The sequence below is a fragment of the Bombilactobacillus thymidiniphilus genome (assembly GCF_023380245.1).
Taxonomy (GTDB): Bacteria; Bacillota; Bacilli; order Lactobacillales; family Lactobacillaceae; genus Bombilactobacillus; species Bombilactobacillus thymidiniphilus.
The window spans coordinates 1,128,733-1,144,693 of the sequence record NZ_CP093365.1; the positions used below are offsets into that span (position 1 = coordinate 1,128,733).

16 protein-coding genes are annotated in these 15,961 nt (G+C 34.4%); 13 read left to right on the forward strand and 3 right to left on the reverse strand.

What is annotated here, in order from left to right; translation table 11 throughout:
* Positions 1–3: 3 nt before the first annotated feature.
* Positions 4–1,374 (forward strand): magnesium transporter, encoded by a 1,371-nt coding sequence (gene mgtE / locus MOO47_RS05750; RefSeq protein WP_396022026.1) that lies wholly within the window; start codon positions 4–6, stop codon positions 1,372–1,374.
* 28 nt (positions 1,375–1,402) lie between these two features.
* On the opposite strand, the gene MOO47_RS05755 is transcribed toward mgtE, so the two are convergent.
* Complete coding sequence (locus MOO47_RS05755) at positions 1,403–2,230, reverse strand: undecaprenyl-diphosphate phosphatase (protein WP_249512507.1); 828 nt, start codon at positions 2,228–2,230, stop codon at positions 1,403–1,405.
* A gap of 29 nt (positions 2,231–2,259) precedes the next feature.
* Positions 2,260–3,279 (reverse strand): lactonase family protein, encoded by a 1,020-nt coding sequence (locus MOO47_RS05760; protein WP_249512508.1) that lies wholly within the window; start codon positions 3,277–3,279, stop codon positions 2,260–2,262.
* A gap of 121 nt (positions 3,280–3,400) precedes the next feature.
* On the opposite strand from MOO47_RS05760, the gene MOO47_RS05765 reads away from it, so the two are divergent.
* A complete protein-coding gene (locus MOO47_RS05765) occupies positions 3,401–4,555 on the forward strand; it encodes an AI-2E family transporter (protein ID WP_249512509.1) in 1,155 nt (384 codons plus the stop codon).
* A gap of 27 nt (positions 4,556–4,582) precedes the next feature.
* Here MOO47_RS05765 and MOO47_RS05770 read toward each other — a convergent pair whose 3' ends face one another.
* Positions 4,583–5,569 carry a GMP reductase gene (locus tag MOO47_RS05770; protein ID WP_249512510.1) on the reverse strand — a complete coding sequence of 329 codons (987 nt, stop codon included), beginning with the start codon at positions 5,567–5,569 and terminating at the stop codon, positions 4,583–4,585.
* A 289-nt stretch (positions 5,570–5,858) separates the two neighbouring features.
* Between MOO47_RS05770 and trmL the strand changes: the two genes are divergently transcribed.
* From trmL to MOO47_RS05825, 11 genes are all read left to right on the forward strand, one after another.
* On the forward strand, positions 5,859–6,368 hold the full coding sequence (gene trmL, locus MOO47_RS05775; RefSeq protein WP_249512511.1) for a tRNA (uridine(34)/cytosine(34)/5-carboxymethylaminomethyluridine(34)-2'-O)-methyltransferase TrmL: 510 nt from the start codon (positions 5,859–5,861) through the stop codon (positions 6,366–6,368).
* Positions 6,369–6,387: 19 nt separating this feature from the next.
* Entirely contained in the window at positions 6,388–6,765 is a 378-nt protein-coding gene (locus MOO47_RS05780; RefSeq protein ID WP_249512512.1) for a DUF1149 family protein, read from the forward strand.
* A gap of 77 nt (positions 6,766–6,842) precedes the next feature.
* On the forward strand, positions 6,843–7,610 hold the full coding sequence (locus MOO47_RS05785) for a YveK family protein (protein ID WP_249512513.1): 768 nt from the start codon (positions 6,843–6,845) through the stop codon (positions 7,608–7,610).
* Positions 7,611–7,621: 11 nt separating this feature from the next.
* The gene (locus tag MOO47_RS05790) at positions 7,622–8,338 is read left to right on the forward strand and encodes a CpsD/CapB family tyrosine-protein kinase (protein WP_249512514.1); all 717 of its coding nucleotides are present in this window, start codon (positions 7,622–7,624) and stop codon (positions 8,336–8,338) included.
* A 68-nt stretch (positions 8,339–8,406) separates the two neighbouring features.
* Entirely contained in the window at positions 8,407–9,345 is a 939-nt protein-coding gene (locus MOO47_RS05795; protein WP_249512515.1) for a GDP-mannose 4,6-dehydratase, read from the forward strand.
* 23 nt (positions 9,346–9,368) lie between these two features.
* A complete protein-coding gene (locus tag MOO47_RS05800; protein WP_249512516.1) occupies positions 9,369–10,745 on the forward strand; it encodes an exopolysaccharide biosynthesis polyprenyl glycosylphosphotransferase in 1,377 nt (458 codons plus the stop codon).
* A complete protein-coding gene (locus MOO47_RS05805; RefSeq protein WP_249512517.1) occupies positions 10,738–11,550 on the forward strand; it encodes a glycosyltransferase family 2 protein in 813 nt (270 codons plus the stop codon). The genes MOO47_RS05800 and MOO47_RS05805 overlap by 8 nt, the downstream gene beginning before the upstream one ends.
* Positions 11,537–12,544 carry a stealth family protein gene (locus tag MOO47_RS05810; RefSeq protein ID WP_249512518.1) on the forward strand — a complete coding sequence of 336 codons (1,008 nt, stop codon included), beginning with the start codon at positions 11,537–11,539 and terminating at the stop codon, positions 12,542–12,544. The genes MOO47_RS05805 and MOO47_RS05810 overlap by 14 nt, the downstream gene beginning before the upstream one ends.
* 3 nt (positions 12,545–12,547) lie before the next feature.
* Positions 12,548–13,645, forward strand: a complete 1,098-nt coding sequence (locus MOO47_RS05815; RefSeq protein WP_249512519.1) for a hypothetical protein — start codon at positions 12,548–12,550, stop codon at positions 13,643–13,645.
* Positions 13,642–14,718, forward strand: coding sequence for a glycosyltransferase (locus tag MOO47_RS05820; protein WP_249512520.1), 1,077 nt, complete (start codon positions 13,642–13,644; stop codon positions 14,716–14,718). Before MOO47_RS05815 ends, MOO47_RS05820 begins: the two co-directional genes overlap by 4 nt.
* Positions 14,719–14,734: 16 nt before the next feature.
* Positions 14,735–15,961, forward strand: a complete 1,227-nt coding sequence (locus MOO47_RS05825; protein ID WP_249512521.1) for an oligosaccharide flippase family protein — start codon at positions 14,735–14,737, stop codon at positions 15,959–15,961.

The following is a 15,961-nucleotide window of genomic DNA, read 5'->3' on the forward strand; positions in this document are numbered from 1 at the left end:
ATTTTGCAAGAATTAGAAAAGCGTGTCAAATTACAATTTCAAAAGTTGCATCAGTTATTAAAGGATGATCGTGCGAAACAATTTCGTAAAAATTTTTTGGATATGCATTTTTACGAGCAGGGGCAATTCTTCTTAACTATGAATGCTTCACAGCGAAAGCAATTCTATCAAATAATGAATCCTGATGAAGTGGGAGATATGTTTGATACCTTGCGAGATGATCAATTGGATATTTCCCAACTTTTAAGTGAGATGGATTTGAAATATGCTTCAGAAATGTTGAGTGATATGTATGATGATAATGCGGCTGATTTGTTGGAGCATTTGGATAAAGTTGAGGTAGATCGCTATTTAACAGTGATGGCACGCGAAGATGCCAACCAATTACGTGGTTTATTGCATTATGATACCGAAACTGCCGGTGGGTTAATGACAACTGATTATGTGGTCATGCAACAAGATGTGACAGTGCAAGAAACCTTAAAAGCGTTGCGCAAATTTGCACGAACTACGGAGACTATTTATTACATTTATGTTATAGATGTCAATAATGATTTAGTAGGTGTTTTGTCCTTACGTGATTTATTCGTGCACAGTGATAAAACTCTTTTGAGTAGTATTATGACGCACAATGTGATCTCGGTGTATGTTGATGATGAACAAGAAGAAGTCGCACAATTTTTCCGGGATTATGAGTTTACTTCTCTGCCAGTTGTAGATCATGCTAATCAATTAGTTGGGGTGGTAACCGTTGATGATGCGATTGAAGTTATGGATAACGAAGCCCAAGATGATTATTCCAAATTAGCGGGTGTTGATGTTGATGAAGATGACAATAGTCCAATTAAATCAGCCACCAGTCGTTTGCCATGGTTAATCACTTTACTGTTTTTAGGTATGATTACAGCTACATTGATCTCCCATTTTGAAACTTTATTGAGTAAAGCTAGTATTTTAGCTGTTTTTATTTCTTTAATTACAGGTACTGCAGGAAATGCCGGTACGCAAAGTCTAGCGGTGGCGGTACGCAAATTGTCTGTCGAAAATAATAAAGGACGGCATATTACCAAATTATTGTTAAAAGAATTAGTTACGGGTTTATTTATTGGCTTAGCGACAGGGGTTACCATTACAATTGTCGTTGGGATTTGGAAGCATAATTTTGTTTTGGGATTTGTGATTGGTTTAGCAATGATGGTAGCAATTACAGTAGCTAATTTTGCGGGAAGTTTGATTCCAATGTTAATGTCTAAAATTGGTTTTGATCCAGCGGTCGCTAGCGGCCCCTTTATTAGTACTTTAAGCGATTTAACTAGTGTTTTGATTTACTTTAATATTGCTAGCTTATTTATGAAATTTTTTGTAGGTATGTAAAAAGCCCATTATATGGGCTTTTTTGTTACTATCTAATAAAACCAAAATAGCCAATAACTATGATTGCCAAAATAATTCGATACCAGCCAAAGGCTTTAAAGTCGTTGCTCTTGATATAATTTAATAAGAATTTAATTGCAAAGTAAGCTACGATGAAAGATACTAGTGTACCAACGAGTAAGACAGTGACTTGCATGCTGGTAAAAGTATTACCCGCTATGAAGAATTTGGCTAGTTTTAGTAAACTAGCACCAAACATTGTTGGAATAGCTAAAAAGAAAGAAAATTCTGTTGCCACGAAACGTGAAGTGCCAATTAAAATGGCCCCTAAAATCGTTGCACCAGAACGCGAAGTTCCCGGAATTAGCGATAAAACTTGGAATAGACCGATTATTAAGGCAATGGAATAAGGTAAATTATTTAAATTAGTTAAACGTGGTTGGCGTTTTTTATTCCAATTTTCAATAACAATAAATAAAATACCATAAACTAATAAAGTCGCGGAAATAACTTGCCAATTATTAAAATGTTCATCCATAAAATCATTTAGCGGCAAACCGATAACGACGGAGGGAATACAAGCAATTATAACTTTTAACCACAAAACCCATGTGTCTTTTTTAGCACTAGTATTTTTTTTGGGGGAAAAGGGGTTCAATTTATGAAAGTAAATAATCACGACAGCTAAAATAGCACCTAATTGTATGACTACCATAAACATGTGGATAAATGCCGGTGATTCTTGCAATTTGATGAATTCATTAGCCAAATAAAGATGTCCGGTGGAACTAATTGGCAGAAATTCAGTGATTCCTTCAATGATTCCCAAGATTATTGCTTTGAAAATATTTAACATAAAAAGTTCTCCATTCATTGCCTGATAGCTTAATAAAATTTGATGCAAGTTCCTTCTGGTACTTTGCTGTCATTATTTTGAAATGTCAAATAACCAGTTTGTAAATTGCGTTGTAGTACAGTTACATCGTTTGATTTTTGATGAGGGACAAGCAAATAATTTTCAGTAGGATCCAAAATAAAATCGCGCGGGAAATCACCCTTTGTTTTGACAGTTTGTAGATGTTCTAAAGTACGTCCATCAGCGCTGATTTTAAAGGAAACAATCGAGTTATGACCACGATTGGAAGTATATAAATATTGACCGTCTTCAGAAATGCGGATAGCAGCAGCTGTATTTTGCCCGCTATAACTTTCTGGTAATAAAGTTTGTTGATCAATGAGTTTAAAATGTCCATCTTGATAGTTTAAAACGAGCACAAGAGATGCTAATTCACAAATACAATAAGCAATCTGTGGGTGCTTAGGATTGAAAATTAAATGTCTCGGGGCAGCTCCGGCAGGTGCATTAAATTCACTCAAAAATGTTGCCTTGCCAGCATCATCGAAGCTATAAGTAGTAATTTTGTCAGTCCCATAATCACAAATGACTAAATTATCGTCAGGTGTCAAGTGTGCCATATGCGGATGACTGGCTTCTTGTTCAGAGCGCACGCTATGTCCGGTTAGTTGAATTTGATCAGTAATTGTTAAAGTTTGATCAGCATTGATTTTGTGAATAGTGACAATTCCTGTATGAAAATTAGCAGAGAAAACAAGCTTGTGTTTTTCTGCAATTTCAACATAAGCTGGGGAATCAGCAGGCTGCAAGGAGCTGCCTAAGTATTTGAAATTGGCGTTAATATCATAGGCAGCAATCCCACCTTGCTTGTCAGTTTGTACAATTGTATATAAAATATTTTTAGCAGAAACAGTAAAATAAGTAGGTCCTTGTAATTTTACTGCCAGCTTAGCAGACGATAATTTACCTGTTTGCGTATTGAGGCTCAATTGGTAAATACCTTGACTAGTTTTACGCGTGTAACCGCCGATTAATAAATTTTCTTGCATAAAAATTCCTCCTTATGCAATATTTTATAACAATCTGACAGGAATTGCTGGCAGGATTATTTTTATTTGCTAATATATATGTTAAAACGGAGTAATGGTTTGCTTAAGGAAGCTGGTATGAATGAAAACAAAAGAAACTTGGTTTACAAAGTGGTTTCTAAATAATAAAATTACAATCTTTCTATTAAATATTTTATTGATTTTTTTGATTATTGCTATTTTTGCACAAATTGGTTATGTTTTTCGACCAATTAATAAAATTATTAGTATTGTGTTACCGCCAATTGTGGTAGCAGGTATTTTATATTATTTAATCAATCCGCTAATTAATTTTTTGGAAAAACGTTGTCATATTAACCGGATATTGTCGATTACTGTGATTTTTTTATTGATTATTCTTTTGTTGGTTGGACTGGTCTTGACTTTGATCCCGGCAATTCAGAGTCAAGTTAATTCTTTAATTCACAACTTGCCGCATTATTGGAATGATATTCAGCAAGCCAGCAATAATTTATTGGATAATCCACATCTGCGACGTTTTCATCTGGATGAGAATATTTCCTGGGATAAATTTACTAAGTCATTTATCAATAGTTTTGATGGTACTTTTAACACTGCTTGGAATAATTTCACTTCGGCGGTTGGCGTGATTTCTAATATTTTGATGATTATTTTAACTGCGCCGTTTATCTTGTTTTTCTTATTAAAAGATGATCGCAAGATCAAACCACTGATTTTAAAATATGTCCCGTTACGTTTGAGAAATTCAACATCCCAAACATTAAGTGAAATCAATGAATCTTTGAGTTCTTATGTACGTGGACAATTGACGGTAGCATTTTGGGTAGCGGTAATGTTTTCTTTGGGTTATTTAATTGCTGGTATGCCTTATGGTGTTTTATTAGGGATTTTTGCGGGACTTTGCAATTTAATTCCGTATGTAGGCTCGGCAATTGGTTTGATGCCAGCGATTATCTTAGCTTTATTGTCAGGTCATAATATGATTTTTAGTGTAATTATCATTTTTGCAGTTGAACAAACGATTGAAACACGTGTAGTTTCGCCTCTAGTTGTGGGCAATAAAATGAAAATGCACCCAGTAACCACAATTTTGGTGCTGTTAGTTTCAGGAGGGATGTTTGGTCTAATTGGCGTGATTGGTGGTATTCCGATCTTTGCTATCTTAAAAATTTTGGTCAGTCATTTCTTTGATTGGGTAGTGCGCAATTCTACATGGTATCAAAATAATAATGTTCCACAAGATAAAGATATGTAAAGCATGCTAAATTAGCATGCTTTTTTACTAGTCACCATTAAAAATAGAATTACGTACCACCACATAATCTACTTTTTGCAAATCGGCAATTTTATTACCACCAGCATAGGAAATGGCTGACTGGATATCTTCTTGCATTTCTTTTAAAGTGTCTTTGATACTGCCACGATAAGGAACAGTTAATTTTTTACCCTCAATATTTTTACGAATTTTTTTCTGAGCTTGCGAAGCTGAACCGTAGTAAACTTTAACTTTCTGTTCGTTAACTTCAAGTACTTCGCCAGGGTTTTCATCATGACCCGCTAACATTGAACCTACCATCACCATTTTGGCGCCGAAGCGCAAGGATTTAGCGATATCACCATTACTGCGAATTCCACCATCAGTAATAATAGGCTTTTGCGCAGCATGAGCACACATTCTGAGAGCTGATAATTGCCATCCGGCGGTACCAAAACCAGTTTTGATTTTAGTAATGCAAGCTTTACCTGGTCCGATACCCATTTTAGTAGCATCAGCTCCAGCGGCTTCTAGAAAATGAACTGCTTCAGGGGTCGCTACATTACCAGCGATGACAAAAGTATCAGGCAATTTATTTTTAATATAAGCAATCATATCAGCAACAGCATCGCTATGACCATGTGCAATATCAATAGTGATATATTCGGGGATTTGCTTTTGCATTGCTATATTATCAATTAATTGATAATCCTCAGCTTTAATACCAACACTAATTGAGGCAATTAGATTAAGAGAGTGTAATTTTTGGATAAATTTTAAGCGTTTCTGGGGTTCAAAACGATGCATGATATAAAAATAATTGTTTGTTGCTAGCCAAATAGCTAATTGCTCATCAATAATGCTAGCCATGTTGGCAGGGATAATTGGTAATTTAAAAGTATGCTGCCCCAACTTAACGGAAGTATCAGCTTGGTGACGATGTTCTAAAATACATTTTTTGGGGATTAATTGAATATTTTCGTAATCAAAAACTGGAAAAGCATTATTATTCATATATTAGACCACCTTATTCGTTATTTACGAACTATATTGTAACATAAATGATAAATAGTTCGATATTTATATCGAACTATCTTTTCTAAACAGCATATTAACTAAATTGATTATTGATAATCATCGTCAGTGATACTATAATGATTAACGTAGACTTATTTGAGGTCTTTTATTAGACTATGGTTTGATAAAAGAATTCAATTAGAGGTGGACTAACGTATCTTCTTGCTGCATATGCCGAGGGGATGCGTTTTTTTATGATCTATATTAAATAATAAGGAGTATTATTATGACTAATCATATTGCATTGTTTGAGCCATTGATGCCAGCTAATACCGGCAATATTGCGCGTACTTGTGCAGGGACGGATACTGTTTTGCATTTAATTCGGCCTTTAGGATTTAGCTTGGATGATAAACATATGAAGCGTGCGGGGCTAGATTATTGGGATAAAGTGAAATTAGTTTTGCACGATGATTTGGCTGATTTTATGGCTAGCGTACCCGACAAGAAACATCTGTATTTGATTACAAAATTTTCTGATCAAGTTTACAGTGATGCGGATTATTCAGATGTTAGTCAAGATCATTATTTTTTGTTTGGTAAAGAGACCACTGGTTTGCCAGAAAAATTCATGCGCGAATATCAAGAGCAGTGTTTACGAATACCGATGACTGAAAATATTCGGGCTTTAAATTTGTCGAACAGTTGCGCTTTGGTTATTTATGAAGCTGTGCGCCAGCAAAAGTTTCAAGGCTTAGAATTAACACACTATTACGAGCACGATAAATTACATTAAAATTTCTGGAGGTTATAAAATGCAAGTAGCTAGTGGACCAATAATTATGCAGTCGTATCATTATGATTTAGTGGAGGCTGATAGTGAAGCTAAAACCGATATTCAAGTGCAAATACAAAATTATGAAGTCGAAGATGAAAATGTATCTGGTACTATGATCCAGCTTTTAATACCTTTTGATGTTCATCCAGAAAATGTTGGTTTTGCGATTTCTGGATTGGTAGGACAAGTAATTCAACTGACAGATTTTACAGGTGAGATTAGTGATTTAACGGGTGAACAAGTTGAACAATTGTCTCGTCCCTTAATTACAGAAATTCAGTCCTTAACTTATCAAGTTACTGCTTTGACACTAGACCATGGTTATAATTTGGATTTTCAAGCTAACACAAATTGATATTTTTGCAAAAAAAATAATTTATTTTTTATGGAAACTATAATAAAATATTTATAAATTAGTTTTGGAGGATATAAATGGACCAAACCCTAAGCGTTGCTGCTTTCGGTAGAATTATGAAAAAGCATTGGCGAATTCTACTGAATAGTACAGTGGCAGGCATTGTCTTAGCTTTGATCGTTACTTTTATTGTGATGACTCCGAAATATCAATCACAAACGCAAGTCGTCGTTTCTTTGCCTAAAACAGCTTCTCGTAATGGTGCTAATGATGTCAGCAATAACTTACAGTTAGTAAACACTTATAAGGAATTTGTCACGGGTGATGTTGTCTTAGAGCGTTCATCGCAAGCTTTAGCTAAAATGGGCATTAAACGCAGTAGTGCTCGTTTGAAAAAAGAAATAAAGGTTACACAACCACAGAATTCTTTGATGTTTACTATTACTGTTACAGATACTAGTCGCTATGATGCTAAGGTTATTGCTGATACGGTTTCTGACTCCTTTCGCAATAATGTCACAAAATATATTAGTGTTAGTAAAATTGCAATTGTTTCTCAAGCGCAATTAGCTCAGGCACCTGCTACACCCAAAAAGTCTTTTAATCTAATGATTGGCTTAGCTTTTGGAATCGTTGCTGGTATTATTTTAGCGTTATTGCTGGAAATGACTGATTTAACTGTGAAGGATGAAGAATTTATTAAGGATAAATTGGGTTTGCCTATCATTGGTTATGTTTCACAAATTTCGCTCCCCGATTTACAAAAAACGACTAGAATTCGCTCATTTGCTGCTGATGAGCAAGCAGTTAAACCGCAAATGTCGCGTTTTCATTCGGAAGATTAGGTGAGTCAAAAATGTTTAATCGTAAGAAAAATAAGACCAAATTTGCGACACGACCACAACCAGTTAGTTTGATTAGTTTATTAGATTCTCGTTCTAATATTACCGAACAATATCGGACGATCCGAACCAACGTGCAATTTGCATCTTCCAGTGACCACCCAATTAAATCCATTGTAGTTACTTCTGCTGGTCCGAGCGAAGGTAAGTCTACAACTGCTGCTAATTTGGCGGTGGTTTTTGCTAAGTCTGGTCAAAAAGTATTGCTGGTAGATGCTGATATGCGTAAACCGACGGTTTGGCGCAGTTTTAAGTTAAATAATGAACAGGGTTTGAGTACTTTGCTAGTTTCAGCAAATGATGTTACGCAAGCAATACAAAAAACGGTTATTGAAGAGTTAGATATTTTAACTAGTGGACCTAAACCGCCCAATCCTTCAGAATTATTAGGATCTAAGCGTAAAGATGAAGTTTTGCTGCAGTTAAATTATTTATACGATATTATCATTATGGATATGCCACCAGTTGTAACAGTTACTGATGCACAAATTATGGCTTCTAAAGCCGATGGCACTATTTTAGTTACGCGAGAAAATATGAGTGATAAAACGGATCTAATCAAAGCTAAAGAATTGTTAGATATTGCGCATGCTCGCATTTTGGGTGTTGTTTATAATTGTGTTGCCAACACTAAAGAACGTAATGATTACTATGGTGCATTTGCCAAATAGTTTAGAATTAAGTAAAGTAATTGTTGATTAATTTTGTCACAAATGTCGTTACTTTTAAGGGAGACTTAATGAAATATTTAGTTACAGGTGGGGCAGGCTTTATCGGCGCCAACTTAGTAGAATATTTAGTCAATGCTAATGAACAAGTTGTGGTGGTCGATGATCTGTCAATGGGTCAATATCAAAATATTGCAGCATTGGTAGGCGATAAGTTGCGATTTTATAAGCATTCTATTACGGATGATGCTTTTATGACAGAATTATTGCTTGCTGAAAAATTTGATTATATTATTTTGCTGGGTGCAATAGCTAGTGTGGCGGATTCTATTGCGCGTCCCATGCAAACACATCAGGTTAACTTGGAAGCCAATCTGCATATTTTAGAAACTATCCGTAAAAATCAATTGCCCTTGAAGAAATTGTTATTTGCTTCTTCGGCCGCCGTATACGGCAATCAAGGTGAATTACCTAAAAAAGAAACCTCGCCAATTGATCCTTTGTCACCTTATGCGATTGACAAATTTGCCAGCGAACGCTATGTCATCAACTACGGTAAATTATATGGTCTAAAAACGGTAGCAGTGCGCTTTTTTAACGTTTATGGTCCTAAGCAAAATCCTGCTTCACCTTATTCGGGGGTACTTTCGATTATTAATGATTGTCTGCTGAATAATAAGAAGTTTACGATGTATGGTGATGGACAACAAACGCGGGATTTTGTTTACGTTAAAGATGTTGTTATAGCATTAATGCTACTCTTAAATGAGCCAACAGCGTTGCACGATGTTTATAATATAGCTACTGGTACACCAACCACTTTGACTGAAAATATTATGGCTTTTGAAAAAGTTTGGCATAAAAAATTAGTTGTGCAACATGAACCAAGTCGAGCGGGTGACATCCAGTATTCTTATGCTAATATTGCTAAGCTAAAAGCTCTGGGCTTCACGCCTCAATACGATATTCAAGAAGGCTTATTCGAGTACATTCAACAAACAAAAAAATAAACTGCCAGAAAGGCGCCAGAACTTTGTCCATTAATAAAGATATGAACAGTGTTATTGACCCACAACAGCATTTTTACAGCAGTTTACAACTCAAAATAGTAAAGTTTGTCAATTTAGTTGGGGTAACGGCTATTTTTGCTTTAACATGGTTGTTTAGTTATGCAACTATGACTGCTGCCCACCTTAATAATTACGGAAATCATTTAGTTATTTTTTTATTTTCTCTTATTTACTTTTTTTATGGTCGCACGTATGACGCTTTTGTTGTGTCGCTATCTTCGATAGGTGATAAAGTTTATAGTCAAGCACTGGCTTGTTTCTTCACGAATACGATTATGTATATTGTGATTGTAATTTTAGCAGGCTCGTTAATTCATATTGGACCCTTAATTTTGTGTTTTGTGTTACAAATTTTTTTCGCGCTTGTTTGGAGTAAAGTCACTGAATATTGGTATTTTAAGAAATTTCCAGCACAAAAAACACTTTTACTGGGTGATGAATTAGCGGATTTTCGCGCGTTGCTTCATAAGCATGGCTTGAAACGCAATTTTATTATACAAAAAACTATGAATCTGCAGACTTTTTTTTTAAATGATCTTTCTCAATTACGTAATTTTGATTGTGTTTTCTTGATTAATATTCATAGTCACGAGCGTAATCAAATACTTAAATATTGTGTAACGCACGATATTAAAGTTTATATTGTCCCACGTATTGGTGATCTTATTATGTGCAGCTCAACACCAGTTCATATTTTGCATCTGCCTTTACTATATTTAGGACGTTACAATCCTAAGCCAGAATATTTATTGCTTAAAAGAATATTTGATTTAATTTTAGCGGGTCTCGTCTTTATTTTATTAATTCCGTCATTTGTTTTGATTGCGATGGCAATCAAAATTGAAGATCGTGGACCAATTTTTTATAAGCAAGTACGTTTAACTAAAGATGGTCAATTGTTTAATGTTTTGAAGTTTCGCTCAATGCAAGTTGATGCAGAGCAAGCTGGCAAAGCATTATTGAGCACTGGTAGTAATGACAAGCGTGTCACTAAAGTGGGAACTATTTTACGAAAATTTCGCCTAGATGAATTACCCCAATTATTAAATATTATTCGCGGCGAAATGAGCATTGTGGGGCCACGACCAGAAAGACCGGAAATTGCTACTGAATATGCAAAAAATTTACCAGAATTTGTGTTACGCTTGCAAACTAAAGCTGGTTTGACGGGCTATGCACAAGTTTATGGCAAATATAATACAACACCTTATGCCAAACTCGAAATGGATTTAATTTATTTGGCTAATTCTAGTCTGCTTGAAGATTTAAAAATTATTTTTGCTACAGTGAAAATTTTATTTAAATCAGATAGTACTGAAGGATTTGAAACCGATGAATAAAATAAATTCACCCTTTATTTCGATTATTATTCCAGTTTATAATGCGGCTCATTATTTGCCACAAACGTTAGACAGTGTTTTGCAGCAAACGGAGCAAAATTTTGAAATATTAATTTTGGATGATTATTCCATAGACGATTCTTTTCTAATTGCACAAAATTACGCTCATTTATATCCGCAAGTTCATTGTTGGCAAAATCCTACTAATTTAGGAGTGGCAAAAACGCGTAATCGAGGTGTTAAAAAAGCGCAAGGAGAATGGATTGCTTTTTTAGATGCAGATGATCAATGGAAACCAACAAAATTAGCGCAGCAAAGGCAAGTAATGTTGGAAAATTCGACTGCTCAATTCATTTTTACCGAGGCTACTTTTTGTGATCAGAAGGGACAAATAATTGACTATCATTTATCTGTCCCTAAGTTTATTAATTATCACAAACTATTAAAGCAAAATAAAATACCGTGTTCTTCTGTATTAATAGCCAAAAGCTTGTTAGTCTCGCATCCGTTGCCTGATGGTGACGGTTTTCATGAAGACTATGCTACGTGGTTGGCAATTTTAAAAACAGGGGTTGTCGCTCAAGGAGTTCAACTACCTTTGATTATTTATCGATTAGATAAAACTTCCAAATCTGGCAATAAAATTAAATCGATTAGTATGACTTATCGAACTTATCGCCAAAGTGGACTGTCGGTTGTTCACACATTATATTATTTAACTTGGTATTTATTTAAAAATTCTATCAAATATTTTAAATTAATGACAAAATTGATGAAAGGTAAACTAAAAAGTGAAGCAGCCTGATTTTGCGATTGATTTTATTATTTCGTGGGTGAACTATGATGACCCGCACTGGCAAAAAAAATATCAACAGCATGCGCATGCCGACCACGATTATAGTTCCAGAATTCGTTATCGTGATTATGGTACGCTTAAATATGCTTTGCGTTCTATAGAAAGATATGCTCCGTGGGTTAATAAGATATTTTTAGTGACCGATCAACAAATCCCTACATGGCTTTGCACCACCAATGATCAATTGGTGGTGGTGGATCATCAAGATTATATTCCGCAACGATTTTTGCCAACATTTGATTCTAATGTTATTGAACTTAATTATTTTCAACTACCAGAATTAGCGGAACATTTCGTTTGCTTTAACGATGATATGCTATTAAATAAACCAGTCTCACCGAGCGATTTTTTTGATCAAGCGGGTAATCCACGAGATTCATTGGCTTTAAATTCGATTATGCCAACGGAATTATTCGATCATGTTTATGTCAATAATTTAAGTATTGTCAATAATTTGTATCCTAAAGCGACTACTATGAAGCACTTATTTTTTCGATTTTTTACTTGGCGTAACTGGGAATGGAATTTGTTGACGTTATTATTGATGCCATGGCCAAAGTTTACGCGATTTTATGATCCGCATATACCGTTATCATTTAAAAAAAGTTCTGGACAGCAGATATTGGAGCAGTATCCGGTAATTTTAGAAAAAACCGGTGCTGCTAAATTTAGAACTGCTGATGACTTTTCTATTTGGGTGATTCGTTATTTGCAATTATTGTCCAGTGATTTTACACCGCGATCAGTGCATTTTGGTAAACAATATAATATGCAAAATTGGGCTGGTTTTGTCCAAGATGTCCAACATTCTCGGCATGCTTTATTAAACATTAATGATTTTGATTTTTCTGATCCCCTTGACTTTCAAACAGCTGCCAAGGCAGTAGAGGAAGCTTTGACAACCAAATTTGCAACTCAGTGCAGCTTTGAGATTAAGGAGTAATTGGTGGATATTAAGCTCAAACAAAATGTCCTTGTGTTAATAATTTCCATCGGTTATCAAGTTTTTTGTAGTAGCGCTTGGCAAGATATTCATACTAGTTTTTATTGGAAAATAGCCAATTATTTAATGTATGTAGCAATTTATTTTTTAGCAGCTTATGAAACAGCCTTCATGAATTTTAACAAAAAAAGGGCGATTTTTTTCGTTGTATTAACTAGTTTAATTATCATAGGCTTGCTTAAAGGACAAACGGCAGCGGTGATGGTCTTTATCTACTGTGCATTAGCTATCAATATGTCAACACGTGATTTGATATCGGCTTATTTAGTAGCGCTAATCATTGCAATTTTAATGGTAATTGTTTTATGCGTTGCTGGAATTTTGCCTAGTTATACAGAAGCAGGTCTTTTAGCATGGGGATTTAGGAATCCTAATGCACTAGGATTTTATTTAGCATTGATCTTTTTATTGGGACAAACTTTAGTTACCCATTCTAATTGGATAATAAACATTGTGGCATTTATATTAGTTCTTGTAGTTTATTTACCGCTTAATGACCATACAGCGTCTTTAATGATTATTTTGGGATTGGTTTTAGGTTGGTGTAGCTCCATATTTAAATACAAGATAATTAATATTTGTATTTCCACTATGCCACTATTTTTTACCGGGTTAGTATTTTGGATCGGTCATAATTATACCAACTATGCGTGGATGCCTCGATTTAATGATTTTTTTACGCTGCGTCCGATGATTTGGCATTTTTATTTTGATAATTTCCCCGTTACTTGGTTAGGTACTGCCATTCCTGATATGAAGTTAATTGGTTTTGGTGCTTTTGATGGCGCTTACGCTTTTTATACGATTACTTTTGGCATATTATTTATTAGCACTGTAGTAGGTGCTTTAACGTGGTCATTGAAAAAAACTTTAAATAGCCAAAATTATTATTTGACGATTTTATTATTAGTTTTGACTTTGGCAGCTGTTTCTGAAAATACACCCTTTATTGGTTTCCAGTCACCACTGATTCCTCTAGCTTTTTTGATTTGTTACCATACTTTATCCACTAAAAATGAATCTGACGGAGTACTAAAATGAAGAAAAAAGTGTTAATTGTTGCTAGTTTTTTGGCGGGGCACGGTGGAGAAGAAACTGTTATTAAGCAATTTATTAATTTAATGGCACCGGAGTTTAAGATTGATTTATTGGTTGTGCCAGCTATCGGTACTCAAACTTGGCTCAATGACGACCATGTGCCGCTAAATAGGCTTTATGTGACTACTAAACAAACTGCATCTGCGAAGTTTAGCTTTCTTTTACATAACTTGAATAAAAGCCAGCCAGACATTGTAATATGTTTAACACCCAAATTATTATTTAATGTTTGGCTGATTCAAAAAATTTTACGACGTAATTTTCGTATATTATCTTGGATACAATTTACTTTAAAAAATAAATTTGCACCAAAAATTTTACGTTTTTTAAGATTTGCAGATGGACATTTAGCTCTGACACGAGAAATGGTTGCAGATTTAAAGGATTTACAAATTCCTGCTACAAAAATTTTTTTAGTGCATAATCCTGTTTTACCGCAAAATAAAGTTATTATTCCTGCTAAACCAACACGTTTTTTGTTTGTGGGGCGCATTGAATTTAAAGGTGACAAGAATTTGCAAGAGCTATTGCATGCTTTAGCTTTAATTGAACCAACACAAAACTGGCAATTAGATATTTATGGTCACGATGATTCGCCAAAACAACAAGAAACTCAACAATGCAAAGCTTTGATTGCACACTTACATTTAGCTACACGTGTTAATTGGCGTGGTTTTCAACCACAATTATGGCAAAATTTGCAAAGAGCAGATTGTCTAATTTTACCATCATGTTCAGAAAGTTTTGGGATGGCAGTCTGCGAGGCAATTAGTTACGGGTTGCCAGTAGTAGCAGCAAATAGCGCCTGTGGTCCTGTTGAGATTATAAATAATAACAATGGTTTCTTGTATTCAAGTGGCAATATACAACAGTTAAGTAGTTATTTAACCGGTTTTTGTCAGCATAAATATCAATTTGAAGCAGAGAAAGTTAAAAAAAGCATTGAACCATTTTATACGGATAATTATCAACAAAATGTTAGTCAGATACTCCAGCACTTGCTAAAAGAAAATTAAGGTGTAATACGGAAATATGCAATCAAAAAAAATTATTAATAACACCATCATGCTGTATATTTTAAGCTTCACCAAAATTATTTTGCCGTTAATAACTTTACCTTATTTGACACGAGTTTTGACGGTGGAAATGTATGGTGTAACAACATATGTTAAATCAATTATGACTTACATGCAGATGATTGTTGATTTTGGTTTTATTTTATCAGCGACTAAAGATGTTGTGCGCGCACGATCTGATAATAAGAAAGTTGGGTTGATTGCAGGCAATGTGTTAATTGGCAAGTTGATTTTAAGTATTTTAGCTTTATTAATGTTAATAGTTTTGATAATTACTATCCCCCTATTAAGACAACATTTAATATTTACTTTGCTATCGTTTGTCCCAGTGTTTTTAACAATTTTTTTGTTTGATTTTTTGTTTCGGGGTTTAGAAATGATGCAAATTATTACTTATCGTTATTTAATCATGAAGGGATTTGCAACTATTTTGACCTTTATCCTGGTTAAAAGTGATCAAGATATTTTGTGGATTCCTATTTTGGATATTATTGGAACTTTATGTGCTGTTACTTGGATTTTTAGCACATTACAAAGATTAAATATTTGTTTGCAATACGGTTCTTGGCGACAAATAATTAAGACATTGCAAGATTCTTTTATCTACTTTTTTTCTAGTGTTGCTACTACTGCTTATACAGCTATGAATACAGTAGTGGTGGGAATGATACTAGCACCATCGGATGTAGCATATTGGGGATTAATAATGCAATTTGTAGTAGCTGTACAAGCATTGTACAGTCCTATTGCCGACAGTATATACCCTGAGATGGTTCAAAAACCTAACCTGAAAATAATGCAAAGATTATTTTTGTTTTTGGTACCATTAGTTATTGGTGGTTGTCTAATCACGTACTTTGAAGCACCTTGGATTCTACGCTTGGTGGGAGGCAGTAAATATATTGGTCAAGCCTATTTATTACGTTGGACAATACCATTATTATTTTTAAGCTTTTGGTCAATAATGCTTGGCTGGCCTTTATTAGGGGCCATTGATAAAAATAAAGAAACTACTTGGACGACTATTTTAGGTGCTTTAGTGCAAATTATAGGTGTTATTCTATTAGTGATCTTGCGGCGATTTACGCTGTTAAGTTTACTAGTTTTACGTTCATTTACTGAACTAGTTTTAGTGATGGGGCGTTCATTTTATATTAAAAAATATAAGAAAAAATTTTATTAG

Bases quoted from the DNA above. Each gene is read 5' to 3' on its own strand.
- MOO47_RS05790 (WP_249512514.1), top strand. From the start codon at position 7,622: ATGTTTAATCGTAAGAAAAATAAGACCAAATTTGCGACACGACCACAA.
- MOO47_RS05785 (WP_249512513.1), top strand. From the start codon at position 6,843: ATGGACCAAACCCTAAGCGTTGCTGCTTTCGGTAGAATTATGAAAAAG.
- MOO47_RS05755 (WP_249512507.1), bottom strand. From the start codon at position 2,230: ATGTTAAATATTTTCAAAGCAATAATCTTGGGAATCATTGAAGGAATC.
- MOO47_RS05805 (WP_249512517.1), top strand. From the start codon at position 10,738: ATGAATAAAATAAATTCACCCTTTATTTCGATTATTATTCCAGTTTAT.
- MOO47_RS05760 (WP_249512508.1), bottom strand. From the start codon at position 3,279: ATGCAAGAAAATTTATTAATCGGCGGTTACACGCGTAAAACTAGTCAA.
- MOO47_RS05770 (WP_249512510.1), bottom strand. From the start codon at position 5,569: ATGAATAATAATGCTTTTCCAGTTTTTGATTACGAAAATATTCAATTA.
- MOO47_RS05780 (WP_249512512.1), top strand. From the start codon at position 6,388: ATGCAAGTAGCTAGTGGACCAATAATTATGCAGTCGTATCATTATGAT.
- MOO47_RS05820 (WP_249512520.1), top strand. From the start codon at position 13,642: ATGAAGAAAAAAGTGTTAATTGTTGCTAGTTTTTTGGCGGGGCACGGT.
- MOO47_RS05825 (WP_249512521.1), top strand. From the start codon at position 14,735: ATGCAATCAAAAAAAATTATTAATAACACCATCATGCTGTATATTTTA.
- MOO47_RS05765 (WP_249512509.1), top strand. From the start codon at position 3,401: ATGAAAACAAAAGAAACTTGGTTTACAAAGTGGTTTCTAAATAATAAA.
- trmL (WP_249512511.1), top strand. From the start codon at position 5,859: ATGACTAATCATATTGCATTGTTTGAGCCATTGATGCCAGCTAATACC.
- MOO47_RS05795 (WP_249512515.1), top strand. From the start codon at position 8,407: ATGAAATATTTAGTTACAGGTGGGGCAGGCTTTATCGGCGCCAACTTA.